This is a genomic window from Solimonas marina, from assembly GCF_012241385.1.
In the GTDB taxonomy this organism is placed as follows: Bacteria; Pseudomonadota; Gammaproteobacteria; order Nevskiales; family Nevskiaceae; genus Solimonas; species Solimonas marina.
On record NZ_JAAVXB010000004.1, the window covers coordinates 85,468 to 99,937 of the forward strand.

Annotated in this window: 12 protein-coding genes; 8 read left to right on the forward strand and 4 right to left on the reverse strand. The window is 63.9% G+C overall.

All coding sequences use genetic code 11. The features are described from left to right. Positions 1–22: 22 nt before the first annotated feature. Complete coding sequence (locus G7Y82_RS08760; protein WP_168147671.1) at positions 23–256, reverse strand: hypothetical protein; 234 nt, start codon at positions 254–256, stop codon at positions 23–25. Positions 257–571: 315 nt separating this feature from the next. On the opposite strand from G7Y82_RS08760, the gene G7Y82_RS08765 reads away from it, so the two are divergent. The 4 genes from G7Y82_RS08765 (at position 572) to G7Y82_RS08780 (ending at position 4,408) form a co-directional block, all read left to right on the forward strand. After that, entirely contained in the window at positions 572–1,504 is a 933-nt protein-coding gene (locus G7Y82_RS08765) for a carbohydrate kinase family protein (RefSeq protein WP_168147672.1), read from the forward strand. A gap of 6 nt (positions 1,505–1,510) precedes the next feature. Then, positions 1,511–2,686 carry a class I SAM-dependent rRNA methyltransferase gene (locus G7Y82_RS08770; protein ID WP_168147673.1) on the forward strand — a complete coding sequence of 392 codons (1,176 nt, stop codon included), beginning with the start codon at positions 1,511–1,513 and terminating at the stop codon, positions 2,684–2,686. Positions 2,687–2,792: 106 nt separating this feature from the next. Then, positions 2,793–3,617: a prolipoprotein diacylglyceryl transferase gene (gene lgt, locus G7Y82_RS08775; RefSeq protein ID WP_168147674.1), complete on the forward strand. Its 825-nt coding sequence runs from the start codon at positions 2,793–2,795 to the stop codon at positions 3,615–3,617. Then, positions 3,614–4,408: a thymidylate synthase gene (locus G7Y82_RS08780; RefSeq protein WP_168147675.1), complete on the forward strand. Its 795-nt coding sequence runs from the start codon at positions 3,614–3,616 to the stop codon at positions 4,406–4,408. Before lgt ends, G7Y82_RS08780 begins: the two co-directional genes overlap by 4 nt. A gap of 287 nt (positions 4,409–4,695) precedes the next feature. On the opposite strand, the gene G7Y82_RS08785 is transcribed toward G7Y82_RS08780, so the two are convergent. The 3 genes from G7Y82_RS08785 to G7Y82_RS08795 are packed head-to-tail and all read right to left on the reverse strand — an operon-like array spanning position 4,696 to position 7,847. After that, positions 4,696–6,024 carry a sigma-54-dependent transcriptional regulator gene (locus G7Y82_RS08785; RefSeq protein ID WP_240954187.1) on the reverse strand — a complete coding sequence of 443 codons (1,329 nt, stop codon included), beginning with the start codon at positions 6,022–6,024 and terminating at the stop codon, positions 4,696–4,698. After that, the gene (locus G7Y82_RS08790) at positions 5,996–6,469 is read right to left on the reverse strand and encodes a hypothetical protein (RefSeq protein WP_168147677.1); all 474 of its coding nucleotides are present in this window, start codon (positions 6,467–6,469) and stop codon (positions 5,996–5,998) included. Before G7Y82_RS08790 ends, G7Y82_RS08785 begins: the two co-directional genes overlap by 29 nt. Beyond that, positions 6,432–7,847, reverse strand: a complete 1,416-nt coding sequence (locus G7Y82_RS08795) for a HAMP domain-containing sensor histidine kinase (RefSeq protein WP_168147678.1) — start codon at positions 7,845–7,847, stop codon at positions 6,432–6,434. The genes G7Y82_RS08790 and G7Y82_RS08795 overlap by 38 nt, the downstream gene beginning before the upstream one ends. A 703-nt stretch (positions 7,848–8,550) precedes the next feature. Here G7Y82_RS08795 and G7Y82_RS08800 point away from each other — a divergent pair. The 4 genes from G7Y82_RS08800 (at position 8,551) to G7Y82_RS08815 (ending at position 14,469) form a co-directional block, all read left to right on the forward strand. After that, on the forward strand, positions 8,551–10,029 hold the full coding sequence (locus G7Y82_RS08800) for a mannose-1-phosphate guanylyltransferase/mannose-6-phosphate isomerase (protein ID WP_168147679.1): 1,479 nt from the start codon (positions 8,551–8,553) through the stop codon (positions 10,027–10,029). Between the two features lie 2 nt (positions 10,030–10,031). Further along, positions 10,032–11,447, forward strand: a complete 1,416-nt coding sequence (locus G7Y82_RS08805) for a phosphohexomutase domain-containing protein (RefSeq protein WP_206370506.1) — start codon at positions 10,032–10,034, stop codon at positions 11,445–11,447. 155 nt (positions 11,448–11,602) lie between these two features. Further along, positions 11,603–12,913, forward strand: coding sequence for a nucleotide sugar dehydrogenase (locus G7Y82_RS08810; protein WP_168147680.1), 1,311 nt, complete (start codon positions 11,603–11,605; stop codon positions 12,911–12,913). A 56-nt stretch (positions 12,914–12,969) separates the two neighbouring features. Further along, entirely contained in the window at positions 12,970–14,469 is a 1,500-nt protein-coding gene (locus G7Y82_RS08815; protein ID WP_168147956.1) for a glycosyltransferase family 2 protein, read from the forward strand. Position 14,470 lies beyond the last annotated feature (1 nt).

The following is a 14,470-nucleotide window of genomic DNA, read 5'->3' on the forward strand; positions in this document are numbered from 1 at the left end:
TCCGGGTTTCAGTGTCGGGCTTTCAGGCAGCCTTGAGCAGCGACGGGCGCTTGCTGCGCGTTTCGACGGCCTTGACGGCCACTGCTGGCGCGGTCTGTTCGACCGGCTGCGCGACGACCTTCATCGCGCTCTGCGACTGCGCTTCAATCTGGGCGTGGCGCTCCAGAACCGAATCCTTCACGACCAGACCGATCAGGGCCAGCGTGCACAGGCCGGTGCTCCACAGGACCAGGCTGACGATGGGAAGCATTTCCATGGTGAGACTCCTTGTTCACTCAGCGACCGGACGTCTGGTCGCTCTTGCATGGATGGTATTTAAGGGCATTTTGCTGCGATGCAGCAACTGACAATTTTTCGGCCCGATGTTTAGATAAACTAAACAAAAAGCGCTCATGCACGCCATGCGATCGCGCGCCCGTTTCCGGCGAACGGTCTTGCGGCGATAATGGTCAGATGCCATCGGCCGACCGGCGCCTGCCGCGTTGGTCGGCACCCCGGCGTGGCGTGAGTACAGCCCCCGCGCGGGTCCACACACAACAGGGGCGTTCCGACGCCTCGCTCTGGAGCGTCAATGTCTGCGCTGATCTGCGGTTCCGTTGCCTACGACACGATCATGGTCTATTCCGGCCAGTTCAAGGACGCGATCCTGCCGGACAAGGTGCACATCCTGAACGTGTCGTTTCTGGTGCCGGAAATGCGCCGCGAGTTTGGCGGCTGCGGCGGCAACATTGCCTACAGCCTGCGCCTGCTCGGCGAGGCCGGTCAGCTGATGGCAACGGTCGGCGACGATTTTGCGAACTATGCCGAGTGGATGGACCAGCATGGCATCGCGCGCGATACGGTGCGCGTCATGCCGGGCTCGCTGACCGCCCACGGTCACGTCGTCACCGATCTCGATGACAATCAGATCTGGGCATTCCATCCCGGCGCGATGAGTCTTGCGCAACAGCAGGACATCGTCACCGAGGGCGTGCGCTTCGGCATCATCTCGCCCGACAGCCGCGACGGCATGTTGCTGCACGCCAAACAGTTCGCCGAGGCCGGCATCCCGTTCATCTTTGATCCGGGTCAGGGTCTGCCGATGTTCAACGGCGACGAACTGCGCGACTTCATCGACAAGGCCGCCTATCTGACCGTCAACGACTACGAATGCGAGTTGCTGATGCAGCGCACCGGCCTGAACGTCCAGCAGCTCGCGGCGCAGCTCGATGCACTGATCGTCACGCACGGCGGCAAGGGCTCGCAAATTCATACCGGCGGCCAGATCATCGAAGTGCCGTGCGCGAAGGCGGACTCGCTGACCGATCCGACCGGCTGCGGCGACGCCTATCGCGGCGGCCTGCTGTACGGCCTTTTGCGTGGTCTGGACTGGGAAACCACCGGCCGCGTCGCGTCGCTGATGGGGACTTATTGCGTCGAACGACCGGGAACGCAGAACCATCGCTTCACGATCGATCAGTTCCGCGCCCGCTACAAGAAGGCGTTCCGCGCCGAACTGCCGTAAGCCTCCATGCTGACCATCAAGTTGCGGCCGCGTGAAGAGCGCCGACTGCGTGCCGGCCATCTCTGGGTCTACTCGAACGAGATCGACGCCGGCCCCGAGTTTCGTCATATCGCGCCGGGTTCGCTGTGCCGCGTGCACGATAGCCGCGACAAGCCGCTCGGCATCGGCTACGTCAATCCGAAGACCTTGCTCGCCGTGCGCCTGCTCAGCGGCAACGTCGACGTGCAGATCGACCGTGACTGGTTCGTGCGGCGGCTGACCACGGCCTTGGCGCTGCGCGAACGGCTCTACGGTGAACCGTTCTATCGGCTGGTGTACGGCGAGGGCGACGGGCTGCCGGGCCTGGTGATCGATCGCTATGGCGATGTGCTCGTGGTGCAGATCACGACCGCTGGCATGGAGGCGTTGAAGACGCCGCTGATCGAAGCGCTGCACGAAGTGTTCAAGCCGCGCGGCATGCTGCTGCGCAACGAAAACGCCGCGCGCGAGCTCGAAGGTCTGCCGCAGGACAACGAGACGATCGGCAACATCGCCGAACCGCTCGACGTCTTCGAAGACGGGCTGTGCTATCCGCTGTCGCTGACCGACGGGCAGAAGACCGGCTTCTTCTTCGACCAGCGCGACAATCGCAGCCGCCTCGCGCGTTATGTGCAGGGCCGCAGTGTGCTCGACGTCTTCAGCTATGTCGGCGCCTGGGGCCTGCGCGCGCTGCGCGATGGCGCCGCCAGCGCGACCTGCGTCGACTCGTCGCAGACCGCACTCGACGTTGCCCAGGCCAGCGCGCAGCGAAACGGCCTGAGCCTGGAGACCATACGCGGCGATGCGCTGGCGACGCTGAAGGCGCTGCGCGGCGAAGGACGGCAGTTCGACGTGGTGGTCGTCGATCCACCAGCGCTGATCAAGCGACGCAAGGATCACGAGGCGGGCCTGGCGCACTACGCAGCGCTCAATCGTGCGGCCATGCATCTGCTGGCCGCCGACGGCATTCTGGTGTCGTGTTCGTGCTCGCATCATCTGTCGGCCGACGAGTTGCAGCGCGTGCTGCTGCGCGAATCACGGCAGATCGGCCGGCGCCTGCGCCTGCTCGAATCCGGCGCGCAGGGGCCCGATCATCCGGTCCATCCGGCGATTCCGGAGACGCGCTATCTCAAGGCGTTCTACTGCGCAGCCAGCGCCGAGTGAAGAGCGTGAAATGCGGATGTCGCAGATGAAAAGGAACAGTCTTTCTTTCTGTGTAATCTGCGAAATCTGCGGTTAAAAATCTTCTTTCAGGTCTTCAAGATTCTTCATGCTCCATCATCCGAATATCGACCCCATCGCACTCAAGCTCGGCCCGCTGGCAATTCATTGGTACGGGCTGATGTATCTGCTGGGGTTCTGGGCGGCGTGGGGCATGGCGCTGAAGCGCGCGAAGATGCCGCATGTGCAATGGTCCAAGGACCGCATCTCCGATCTGCTGTTCTACGTCGTACTTGGCGTGATCCTCGGTGGGCGCATCGGTTACGTACTGTTCTACGCCTATGACCCGCAGGGGCACTGGCTGCCGGCGTCGGACTCGCTGATGATCTTCCGCGTCTGGCAGGGCGGCATGTCGTTCCACGGCGGCCTGATCGGCGTGCTCGTGGCGTTCGGTGCGTTTGCCTACATGCAGAAGCTCAAGTATTTCGAGGTCGCCGACTTCACCGCGGTGCTGGTGCCGATCGGCCTGTTCACCGGTCGCATCGGCAACTTCATCAACGGCGAGCTGTGGGGCAAGCCGACCGATCTGCCGTGGGGCATGGTGTTTCAGACGGCCCCCGATGCACTGCCGCGCCATCCGAGCATGCTTTACGAAGCTTTCCTCGAGGGCATCGTCCTGTTCACGGTGTTGTGGCTGGTCGGACGGCGGCCAACTCCGCGCGGCTTGATCAGCGCGCTGTTTCTGTTGCTCTACGGCGCTTTCCGCTTCCTCATCGAGTTCGTCCGTGTGCCGGACGCACAGCTCGGCTATCTGCATTTCGGCTGGCTGACGCGCGGCCAGGAATTGTGCATTCCGATGCTGCTGGGCGGCTTGGCCATTCTTGCCTGGTCGCTGATCCGCAATCGCCAGGCCCCGACTGGAACATCCGCATGAAGCCCTATCACGATCTGCTGCGTCGCGTGCTCGACGAAGGCGTCGAACAGCACGACAGGACCGGTGTCGGCACGCTGGCGACTTTCGGTGGCCAGATGCGCTTCGATCTCGCCGACGGCTTTCCGGTGGTGACGACCAAGAAGCTGCACCTGCGCTCGATCATCGTCGAGCTGCTGTGGTTCCTGCGCGGCGACACCAATGTGCGCTGGCTGCAGGAACGCAAGGTATCGATCTGGGACGAATGGGCCGACGACAAGGGTGACCTCGGCCCGGTCTACGGCAAGCAGTGGCGGGACTGGGTGACGGCGGACGGCCGGCACATCGATCAGATCAAACAGCTGATCGAGCTGATCAAGAAAGATCCGGCGTCGCGCCGCCAGCTGGTCAGCGCGTGGAATCCGGGCGACCTGCCACAGATGGCGCTGGCGCCATGCCATTGCCTGTTCCAGACCTCGGTGCTGAACGGGCGGCTCAATCTGCAGCTCTACCAGCGCTCCTGCGACATGTTCCTCGGCGTGCCGTTCAACATCGCCAGCTACGCGCTGTTGTTGATGATGCTCGCGCAGCAGTGCGATCTCGAGCCGGGCGTGTTCGTCTGGACCGGCGGTGACGTGCACATCTACAGCAATCACATCGAGCAGGTGAAGCTGCAGTTGACGCGCGAGCCGTATCCGCTGCCAACGATGCAGATCAAGCGCCGACCGGCGTCTATCGACCAGTACGAATACGAGGATTTCGAACTGGTCGGCTATCAGGCGCACCCGCACATCAAGGGGGCTGTCGCGGTGTGACGGCGGAACGGCTGTTAACCACAGATTGCACAGATTAAAAAGGCAAGGATTCGGCGGCGGCCTCCCTTCCGATCAATCTGCATCTGTCTTTTGACCGTCGCTGTTCGTGCCACGCCTGCAACGGCATGCGCTTGCTTCCTCATCCGCATAGGCAGTGCGAGCCACGACCGCGAAGCGGCCGACAGCCATCGGTTGAGGGTTGCGCAGATTCCACAGAAGAAAATCGAATTTTCTTTTTCTTGAATCTGTGAAATCTGCGTAATCTGTGGTTAAACGCTATTGAATGCTTATTCGTCGTCGAGCTGCTTGAACTGCGCGGGGTCGAGCTTGTAGCGGTTCAGCAGTTTGTAGAAGTCGGTGCGATTGCGGCGCGCCAGGCGCGCGGCGCGCGAGATATTGCCGCCGGACAACTCCAGCATCTGGCGCAGGTAATTGCGCGCGAATTCGTCGCGCGCCTCATCGAAAGCCTGCAGGCCTTCGCCGACTTCACCAAGACACTTGCGTACCAGCGCTGCGCCGATCGTGCGGCTGGGCGCCAGGGCAACCGTCTGCTCGATGACGTTGAACAGCTGACGGACATTGCCGGGCCAGGCGGCGGCGGCGAGTACGTCGAGTGCCTCCGGGGAATAGGAGCGGCGCGGGCTGCCATTGGCGCAAAGCTGATCGAGACGATGTGCCACCAGCAGCGGAATGTCTTCGCGACGTTGCTCGAGCGGTGGCAGCCGCAGGCGAACGACATTCAGTCGATAGAACAGATCTTCGCGAAAGCGACCGTCGGCGACGCGCGCTTCAAGGTGGCAGTGTGTTGCCGACAGCACGCGGACATTGACCGGAATCGTACGCGTGTCGCCGACCGGGCGGACTTCGCGCTCTTGCAGGACACGCAGCAGTTTGGCCTGCAGGCCAGCCGGCATGTCGCCGATCTCGTCAAGAAAGACGGTGCCGCCATGCGCGGCGCGAAACAGGCCGGGGTGGTCGGCATGGGCGCCGGTGAAGCTGCCCTTGCGATGGCCGAACAGTTCGGATTCGAGCAGCTCGGCCGGAACGGCCGTGCAGTTGATCGCGACGAATGGTGCGTGACGGCGACCGCTTTGATCGTGCAGGGCGCGCGCCAGCACTTCCTTGCCGGTACCGCTGGCGCCGGTGATCAAGACCGCCGATTCGGTGCGGGCGACGCGCTGCGCATCTTCGAGGATGGCGCGCATGGTCTTGCTGCGTGTGACGATGCCGTCGGCCCAGTTCGGTTGTGCGTCGGACTCGACGTGCCGTTCGATGCAGGAGATCAGGCGATCGCGATCGACGGGTTTGGTCAGAAAGTCGACGGCACCGGCGTGCGTCGCCCGCACCGCATCGGGAATGTCGCCGTGCGCCGAGAGAATGGCCACCGGCAGACTCGGGTGACGGCCCTGAATCTTGACCAGCAACTCGATGCCGTTGAGATCCGGCATGCGCAGGTCCGCCAGCACCATCTGCGGGCGCACGTCGTCGAGGCGCTTCAGGGCTTCTTCACCGCTCGACGTGGCGATCACGCCGTAGCCTTCTGCTTCAAGGCGCAGCGTCAGGACCCGCAAAAGCTTCGGATCATCGTCAACGAGCAGAATCTGGTTGCGTGCCATTCCCATTGTTATCCAGGCTTCTTTCGATATCGACGATCTTGTCGAGGCGGTCTTGCAGGGTTTTGACCTGAACGTTGCACGCGGCAAGCGCGGCGCTGTCGTGGGTCGTATTCGTGGGCGGTGCTACCGGCGCCCGTGGCGGCGGCAGGCCAGCGTCGCTCATCTCATGCAGGCGCAGGCGTGCGAGCGCCGCGTATTCGGCATTACGGCTATACGAGATGGCGGACAGCCGCTGACGTGCCGTGACCGGGTTGTAGGCGGAGCTACCGGGCAGGCTCTGCAGCAGGGCGAGCTTCACGGCCTTGTCCTCGCCGTCCGGCTCGCGCTGCAAATGTTGCAACAGCGATTCGCGCTGATCCGGGGTGATGCTGGCATAGGTGAAGAACGCCAGCGGACTTTGAACGTCTTCATGCGGCGCTTCCGGCGACGAGAGCAGGGGGCGCATCGTGCTGCAGCCCGTCAGCATCAACATGCTGAGGCAGAGGGCAGGGCCAAGCGAGCACGAAGCGCGCGCCGGGCTGTGCATCGACGACTTCGACGCTGCCGCCGTGCGCGACCACCACTTCGCGAACGATCGACAGGCCAACGCCGGTGCCGCGCACGCCACGCTCCTCGACCTCGGTGCCGCGTACGAAAGGCTCGAATATGCGTTGCTTTTCTTCATCCAGGACTCCGCGGCCGTGGTCGCGCACGGACAGCTCGCAGCGGCTGTCGGTCGTCACGGCCTCGATCTCGATGACCGTACCGACGGGTGCGTGCTTGATCGCATTGGTAAGGAGGTTGTCGAGCGCGACGCGCAACTGCGAGCGCTGTCCGAACAGCCCCACATGGTGCAGGCGCAGTTCGGCACGCAGCTCGCGCTTGACCATCGGCAGTCGGTGCAGCGTCAGCAGCTCCTCGATCAGCGGCCTCGCGTCGAACCACTCGCGCAGCGCGTGTTTGCGTTCCGAGCGCCACTCCGCATACGCGAGCAGATTGGAAATCAGGGTTTCGAGCTCGACGGTTGACTCGGCCAGGATGCCGGCGACCTCGTGCTGACGTGGGCTGAGCGCTCCGAGCGACCCTTCACGCAGCAGCTCGGACCCTTCGCGCAGACTGGCCAGCGGTGTCTTCAATTCGTGCGAAACCTGCCGCAGAAACTGGTCCTTGTCGGCCTCGAGTTGCGCGAGGCGCTGACGCAGCCAGTCGAGTTGTTGACCGAGCCGGCGCATCTCGCGCGGGAAACGAATGCTGACGGGGTGTGAGTAGCGGCCGTGACCGAGGGCGGCAATGGTTCGGTACAGATCGCGCAATGGGCGCGTCACCGCGACCGAGAACAAGTAGGCGAGCAGCACCGCGAGGGGAATCAGCGTCAGTGCCGAAATCGCCATATCGCGCCGGGCATGGGCGCTGGCGCTGCGCAGGTGATCGAGGCGTTCGTCGATCCGCTGTCGCGAAGCTTCACTGATCGCGTCGAGTGTCGGTTCGATCTGATGGATGCGCTGCACCGATTCGCGCATCGACTCGGGTTCCGCCGTTCCGACCTGCCAGGCGAGCCGGGCATCGGCCAAGCCATGACGCACCTCGGCGGCGCGGCGAGCGGTCTGTGGGTCCAGCTCGTGCGCCTCGATCTCGCGGATCAGATCGTGTGCCATATCCCAGCGGCGCTCGGACAGGGTCAGCAGCGCCGGGTCCTGGATGGCCAGGTACTGCCGGATGGATCGCTCCAGATTCTGCAGCTGATCGCGCATTTCGCCGCTGAGACGCGACACCGCCACGCCTTCGTCGATCAGCAGCTCGGTCTGGTTCGTCACCCGTTCGAGCGCCAGCGCCGCCAGCAGCAAGGCGATCAGCAGCGGCGTCGCCGCCAGCACACAGCCAGCGGCGACCAAGCCGGTCATCGTGTTGGGAAATCGTATGGACATGGCCTCGTGGCGGCCCTCGATCGAGGCGCTCGATCCGCTGATTTGCGCTCATTTTCGCTTAACTGAAAGTGAACTGATTTCTACCGCTGTGAACGTGTTCGGCAGCTGTCGCGAAGCGGCGACGCTTTGCAAACGGCTCGGCTTGGGGGTGGGTGATCGTGCAATTTGCAGCCGGCAACGTCGCTCCGCGGGATGATCGACTCCTTATGGTGTGTGCACCCCCTCTCGTTATGAACCCGGTGATGTGCGCTATCGCCAGCCGGCAAGGCGTCGCCGCCGCGGCGGTCGGTGAGGGATGTCGCCGATTGGCGACAGGCGGCGGCGGGGCACGGGTCCCCGGAGTCGACGAAGTGCACGGAGTTTGTCGCGGATTGGCGACGGTTTTATGCCGCAGTGCAGCGAAATTTGTGCGGTGCGGCATGGGTGAAAAATTCAAGAGACTGTTTTTTATGAATTTTATTTGCGGTGGCACGTCCGATGCCCCTTGACTGGCGTTGCATCGCGATTCGCCGACGAACGCGGTGTGCAGGCGCCGGGTGTTCCGGCAGACACGAATACGGGGCTGCGGCCCCGCCCAGCACACAGCAGGTGATTCATGAAAACTCCGCCGCGACTTTTTCCCATGACCCAGGCTCGCTTGGTCGTTCCGGTGTTGATGGCCGGCGGCAGCGGGACCCGCCTGTGGCCGCTGTCTCGCGAGCAACATCCCAAGCAATTTCTCTCGCTGCTCGGCAACGCCAGCCTGTTCCAGGACACGGCGCTGCGCACGGCCAAGATCGACGAGGCGGTCGGCCCGGTCGTGATCGGTGCGGCTGCGCACCGCTTCGTCATTGCCGAGCAGCTGCGCCAGGCCAAGATTCGTGATGCGGCGATGCTGCTCGAACCGGAAGGCCGCAACACGGCGCCGGCAGCGGCGGTCGCCGCGCATTTCGTCGCCGAAGAGTTCGGCCCGGACGCGATCGTGTTCCTGATGGCCGCCGATCATGCGATCGACGATCAGGCCGCGTTCGAGCGCGCCGTGCAGTCGGCGGTCGACGCCGCGACGCAGGGCTATATCGTCACCTTCGGCATCAAGCCGACGCGGCCCGAGACCGGCTTCGGCTATCTCAAGGTCAAGTCCGGCGCGCGGCTCGGCACGACGCAGGCCTATGAGGTCGACAGCTTCGTCGAGAAGCCGACCATCGATCGCGCGCAGCAGTTCATCGAGCAGGGCGACCACTTCTGGAACGGCGGCATGTTCCTGTTCCGCTCGGGGCGCTTCCTCGCCGAGCTGCGCCGCCTCGAGCCGGAAACCTACATGAAGTCGTACGAAGCGCTGCAGAAGGCCAAGCGCGAGGGCGACACCATTGCGCTCGATGCACGCGCCTGGCGCGAGTGCCGCAACGAGTCGATCGACTACGCGGTGATGGAAAAGACCGACCAGCTCGCGCTGGTCCCGCTCGACGCCGGCTGGGACGACGTCGGCTCTTGGAACTTCCTCGAGCGGCTGCCGACCAGTGACGGCAGCAACCGCACGCGCGGCGACGTGATGCTCGAAGACTCGAATAACAACCTCGTGCATTCGAGTGGCCGTCTGGTGGCGATGGTCGGCGTCAGCGATCACGTCGTCGTCGAGACCGAAGACGCGGTGCTGGTGGCGCCCAAGGATCGGGTCCAGGACGTCAAGAAAATCGTGCAGAAGCTCAAGCGCAGCCAGCGCACCGAGGCCGAGGCCCATCGGCGCTGCTACCGGCCCTGGGGCTTCTATGAAACGGTGGCGCTCGGCGAGCGCTTCCAGGTCAAGCGCATCTCGGTCAAGCCGGGCGAGAAGCTCAGTCTGCAGATGCACTTCCACCGCGCCGAACACTGGGTCGTCGTGCGCGGCACGGCGCGCGTGACCTGCGGCGACAACACCTTCATCGTCTCCGAAGATCAGTCCACTTACATCCCGCTCGGTAACACGCACCGTCTCGAAAATCCGGGCAAGGTGCCGCTGGAGCTGATCGAGGTGCAGACCGGCTGCTATGTCGGCGAAGACGACATCGTGCGCTTCAGCGACTCCTACGGCCGCAGCGAACAGGCCGACGCGCCGACTTCGCAGCCGGCGCTGGTGAAGGTTTGAGCATGGCGCGCATTGCCGCACCTCTCGATGCAGGCACGGTCGGCGGCGCGCTGTCGTCGCCGACCGTGCCGCGGCTGTCGAGCTTCAAGGCCTACGACATCCGCGGCAAGGTGCCGGAAGAGCTCAATGAAACCCTGGTCTACCGGCTCGGTCTGGCTTATGCCGAGCAGTATCAACCACGCCGCGTTGCGGTCGGCCGTGATGTCCGTGAGTCGAGCCCGATGCTGGTCGATGCCCTGGCGGCGGGTCTCGCACAAGGCGGTGCCGAGGTGCTCGACATCGGTCTGTGCGGCACCGAGGAAGTCTACTTTGCGGCATTCCAGCCGGGTGTCGACGGCGGCATCATGGTCACCGCGTCGCACAATCCGATCGAGTACAACGGCCTGAAGCTGGTGCGTGGTGGCGCGCTGCCGATCTCGGGCGACTCCGGTTTGCGTGCGCTCGAATCGGCTGTGGCGCGCTCGGTGGCGCGTTACGCCGGTGGCGCGAGCAAGACGTCGGTGTCGTTCCGCGATGCGTATGTCGAGCATCTGCTCGGCTATCTCGACCTCGCCGCACTCCAGTCGCTGACGATCGCCGTCAATCCGGGCAACGGCGGCGCCGGACAGATCGTCGAGGCGCTGGCGCCACATCTACCGTTCACGTTTGCGCGCACGCACTTCGAGCCGGATGGCACGTTTCCCAACGGCATCCCGAACCCGTTGCTGCCGGAGAACCGCGCTGCGACCCGCGAGCTGGTGCAGCGCAGCGGCGCCGATTTCGGCGTGGCCTGGGACGGTGACTTCGATCGCTGCTTTTTGTTCGACGAACGCGGCGAGTTCATCGAGGGCTATTACATCGTCGGGCTGCTGGCCGAAGCGATGCTGGCGCAAGAGGCTGGCGCGAAGATCATTCACGACCCGCGCCTGACCTGGAACACCGTCGACGTCGTCCAGTCGGCCGGCGGCGTGCCGGTGCAGAGCAAGACCGGCCACGCCTTCATCAAGGAGCGCATGCGCGCCGAGAACGCCGTCTATGGCGGCGAGATGAGTGCGCATCACTACTTCCGCGACTTCGCGTACTGCGACAACGGCACGATTCCGTGGCTGCTGGTCGCGCAGTTGATCAGCCGCAGTGGCAAGACACTGTCGCAACTGGTCGGCGAGCGCATGCAGCGCTTCCCGGCCAGTGGCGAGATCAACCGCCGGGTCGATGACATCGGCCGCGTGTTGGCGGCGATCGAAGCGCACTACGCGCCGGGCGCCGAATCGATCGAAAAGGTCGACGGCCTGTCGATCGCATACGCCGACTGGCGCTTCAACCTGCGCGGCTCGAACACTGAGCCGGTGCTGCGTCTCAACGTCGAGAGCCGCGCTGATGTGGCGCTGATGCGTACCAGGACCGACGAGCTGCTGCGGCAGATCGGGGGGCGCGCATGAGCAAGGAACAGAGTGCAAAGGGACTTCACTTTGACGTCGCTGTTGCGACGGGATCAGGCAGGAGAGAGCCAGCGGCAGCTCAGCAGCCGGGATACACCGGCGCCGCAGGAACATCAGGCAACGCAAACCTCATCTAGCAACGAACGGAAGCGAATATGAACATCAGCATTTTTGGAATGGGTTATGTCGGCGCGGTTTGCGCGGCCTGCTTTGCAGAGCGTGGCCACACCGTCATCGGTGTCGATGTGTCGGCCGACAAGGTCGGCATCATCAACGCTGGCAAATCGCCGATCGTCGAGCCGGGTCTCGAAGAACTGATCGCCGCCGGCGTCAAGTCCGGCAATCTACGCGCGACCAGCGCCACCGCCGATGCGATCGCCAACACCGAGATGTCGATGATCTGCGTCGGCACGCCGAGCAAGCGCAGCGGCGATCTCGATCTGGGCTACATCGAGGCGGTGGCGCGTGAAATCGGCGCGGCGCTCAAGCACAAGAACGGCCGCCATACCATCGTCGTGCGCAGCACCGTGCTGCCGGGCACCGTCAACGGCATCGTCGTGCCGCTGATCGAGCAGGCCTCCGGCAAGCTGGCCGGCGTCGACTTCGGCATCGCCGTCAATCCTGAATTCCTGCGCGAAAGCACGGCGATCTACGACTACAACCATCCGCCGATGACGGTGATCGGCGAGTGGGACAAGGCATCGGGTGATCTGCTCGCGTCGCTCTATCAGCATCTGCCGGCGCCGATCGTGCGCAAATCGATCGAGGTCGCGGAGATGGTCAAGTATTCCTGCAACGTCTGGCACGCGACCAAGATTTCGTTCGCCAACGAGATCGGCAACATCGCCAAGTCGATGGGCGTCGACGGCCGTCAGGTGATGGAAGTGGTCTGCCAGGATTCGAAGCTGAACCTGTCCGATTACTACATGCGTCCGGGCTTCGCGTTCGGCGGTTCGTGCCTGCCCAAGGACGTGCGCGCACTGACCTATCGCGCGACGCAGATGGACGTCGAGATTCCGATGTTGAAGTCGCTGATGTCGACCAACTACGCGCAGGTCAAGAAAGCCTTCGATCTGGTCGAATCGTTCGGCAAGCGCAAGGTCGGCATGCTCGGCCTGTCGTTCAAGGCCAAGACCGACGACCTGCGCGAAAGCCCGCTGGTCGAGCTGGCCGAAATGCTGCTCGGCAAGGGCTACGAACTGTCGATCTTCGACAAGAACGTCGAGTACGCGCGCGTGCACGGCGCCAATCGCGACTACATCAACGGCAAGATTCCGCACATCTCGTCGTTGCTCAAGCCGGACCTGCAGGACGTCATCGACGATTCCGAGGTGCTGGTGCTGGGCCTGCGCGATCGCAGCTTCGAGAAGTACGTCAACGGCTCGCGTAACGAGCGCAAGGTCGTCGACCTGGTCGGTTACATGCCGCATCCGTCGACCGACGAGATGCAGGGCATCTGCTGGTAAGCGCGGGCGAGCCGACGATGAGCCTGTTCGCTCCCGCCACCGACGCCGCGCATGTCATGCCGCAGGGACCGGAATCCCGGTCCCGCGGACTCGACTATGCGGGCTGGCTGCTGTATGCGACGGCGCTGGTCTGGATTTCGCTGCTGTTGCCGGCCGATGCCTTCGAGCCGGGTTCGGCGAATTACGTGCTGGCGATCGGTGCGCTCGGTGTCTGGCGCTACTCGCTGAGGGTCATCCACTTCGTGCGCGGCATGCTGTTCCTGCACCGCGAGTATCCGCGGCTGCGGCGTGAAGTGGAGGCGCTCGGCGAGGCGGCGGCACCGTCGCATGTCTACCTGATGATCACCAGCTTCCGTATCGATGCGCAGACCACGGCCGACGTGTATCGCGCGACGATCGAGGAGGGCATGCGCTGTGGCTGGCCCTGCACGGTGATCGCCTCCATCGTCGAGATGAGCGACGAGCGCATCGTGCTCGATCTGTGGCGCCGCCTCGCGCCACCGGCCGACATGCGCCTGAAGATCGTGCGCATCCCCGGCACCGGCAAGCGTGACGGACTGGCGCAGGGCTTTCGCGCGATCTCGCGCGACATGCCGGACCCGGATGCGGTGGTCGCCGTCATCGATGGCGACACCTTGCTCGAACCCGGCGTGGTGACCAAGACCGCACCGTTCTTCAAGGTGTTGCCGACCGTCGGTGGTCTGACCACCAACGAGTTCTGCAAGGTCGACGGCGGTTACGTCATGAGCGAGTGGCACAAGCTGCGCTTCGCGCAGCGCCACCTGAACATGTGCTCGATGGCGCTGACGCGCCGCGTGCTGACCTTGACCGGCCGCATGTCGCTGTTCCGCGCCACCATCGTGACCGACCCGGGCTTCATCGACGACGTGCAGAACGATCACCTCGAGCACTGGCGTCTCGGTCGCTTCAAGTTTCTGACCGGCGACGACAAGTCGAGTTGGTACAGCCTGATGCGGCTCGGCTGGGATACCTGGTATGTGCCTGATGCCGCGATCAGCACCGTCGAGCATCCGCCCGATCGTAGTTTTTTGCGCGCCAGCCGCCAGCTGATGTTCCGGTGGTACGGCAATTCACTGCGCCAGAACGGCCGCGCGATGGGCCTGGGTCCGTCGCGTCTGGGCTGGTTCACGTACTACGTGTTGCTCGACCAGCGCATCCTGATGTGGACCGGTCTGCTCGGTCTGGCACTGGCCATCGCTGCCAGCGTGAAGTTCGGCAGCATCATGTTCTTGGTCAGCTTCGCACTGTGGGTCGGACTCACGCGTTTGTTGATGAGCTGGCTGCTGCTGCTGTCCGGTCATCCGATCGGACCGGCCTTTCCGCTGCTGCTGTACTACAACCAGATCGTCGGCTCGATCGTGAAGATCCACGTGTCGTTCCGCCTCGATCAGCAGTCCTGGACGCGGCAGAAGACCAAGCTGGCCGCCAGCGGCAATGCTTTCCAGACGCGCTTCAACTGGTGGTCGTCTTATCTGCTGATGTTTGCCGCCGTGAGCGTGTTCGCGGCAATCGTCCTGTCAATGGTGGAGCTCTGAC

Excerpts from the sequence above, each read along its gene's own strand:
- G7Y82_RS08760 (WP_168147671.1), bottom strand. The coding sequence starts at position 256 with ATGGAAATGCTTCCCATCGTCAGCCTGGTCCTGTGGAGCACCGGCCTG.
- G7Y82_RS08765 (WP_168147672.1), top strand. The coding sequence starts at position 572 with ATGTCTGCGCTGATCTGCGGTTCCGTTGCCTACGACACGATCATGGTC.
- G7Y82_RS08770 (WP_168147673.1), top strand. The coding sequence starts at position 1,511 with ATGCTGACCATCAAGTTGCGGCCGCGTGAAGAGCGCCGACTGCGTGCC.
- lgt (WP_168147674.1), top strand. The coding sequence starts at position 2,793 with ATGCTCCATCATCCGAATATCGACCCCATCGCACTCAAGCTCGGCCCG.
- G7Y82_RS08780 (WP_168147675.1), top strand. The coding sequence starts at position 3,614 with ATGAAGCCCTATCACGATCTGCTGCGTCGCGTGCTCGACGAAGGCGTC.
- G7Y82_RS08785 (WP_240954187.1), bottom strand. The coding sequence starts at position 6,024 with ATGGCACGCAACCAGATTCTGCTCGTTGACGATGATCCGAAGCTTTTG.
- G7Y82_RS08790 (WP_168147677.1), bottom strand. The coding sequence starts at position 6,469 with ATGCGCCCCCTGCTCTCGTCGCCGGAAGCGCCGCATGAAGACGTTCAA.
- G7Y82_RS08800 (WP_168147679.1), top strand. The coding sequence starts at position 8,551 with ATGACCCAGGCTCGCTTGGTCGTTCCGGTGTTGATGGCCGGCGGCAGC.
- G7Y82_RS08805 (WP_206370506.1), top strand. The coding sequence starts at position 10,032 with ATGGCGCGCATTGCCGCACCTCTCGATGCAGGCACGGTCGGCGGCGCG.
- G7Y82_RS08810 (WP_168147680.1), top strand. The coding sequence starts at position 11,603 with ATGAACATCAGCATTTTTGGAATGGGTTATGTCGGCGCGGTTTGCGCG.
- G7Y82_RS08815 (WP_168147956.1), top strand. The coding sequence starts at position 12,970 with ATGCCGCAGGGACCGGAATCCCGGTCCCGCGGACTCGACTATGCGGGC.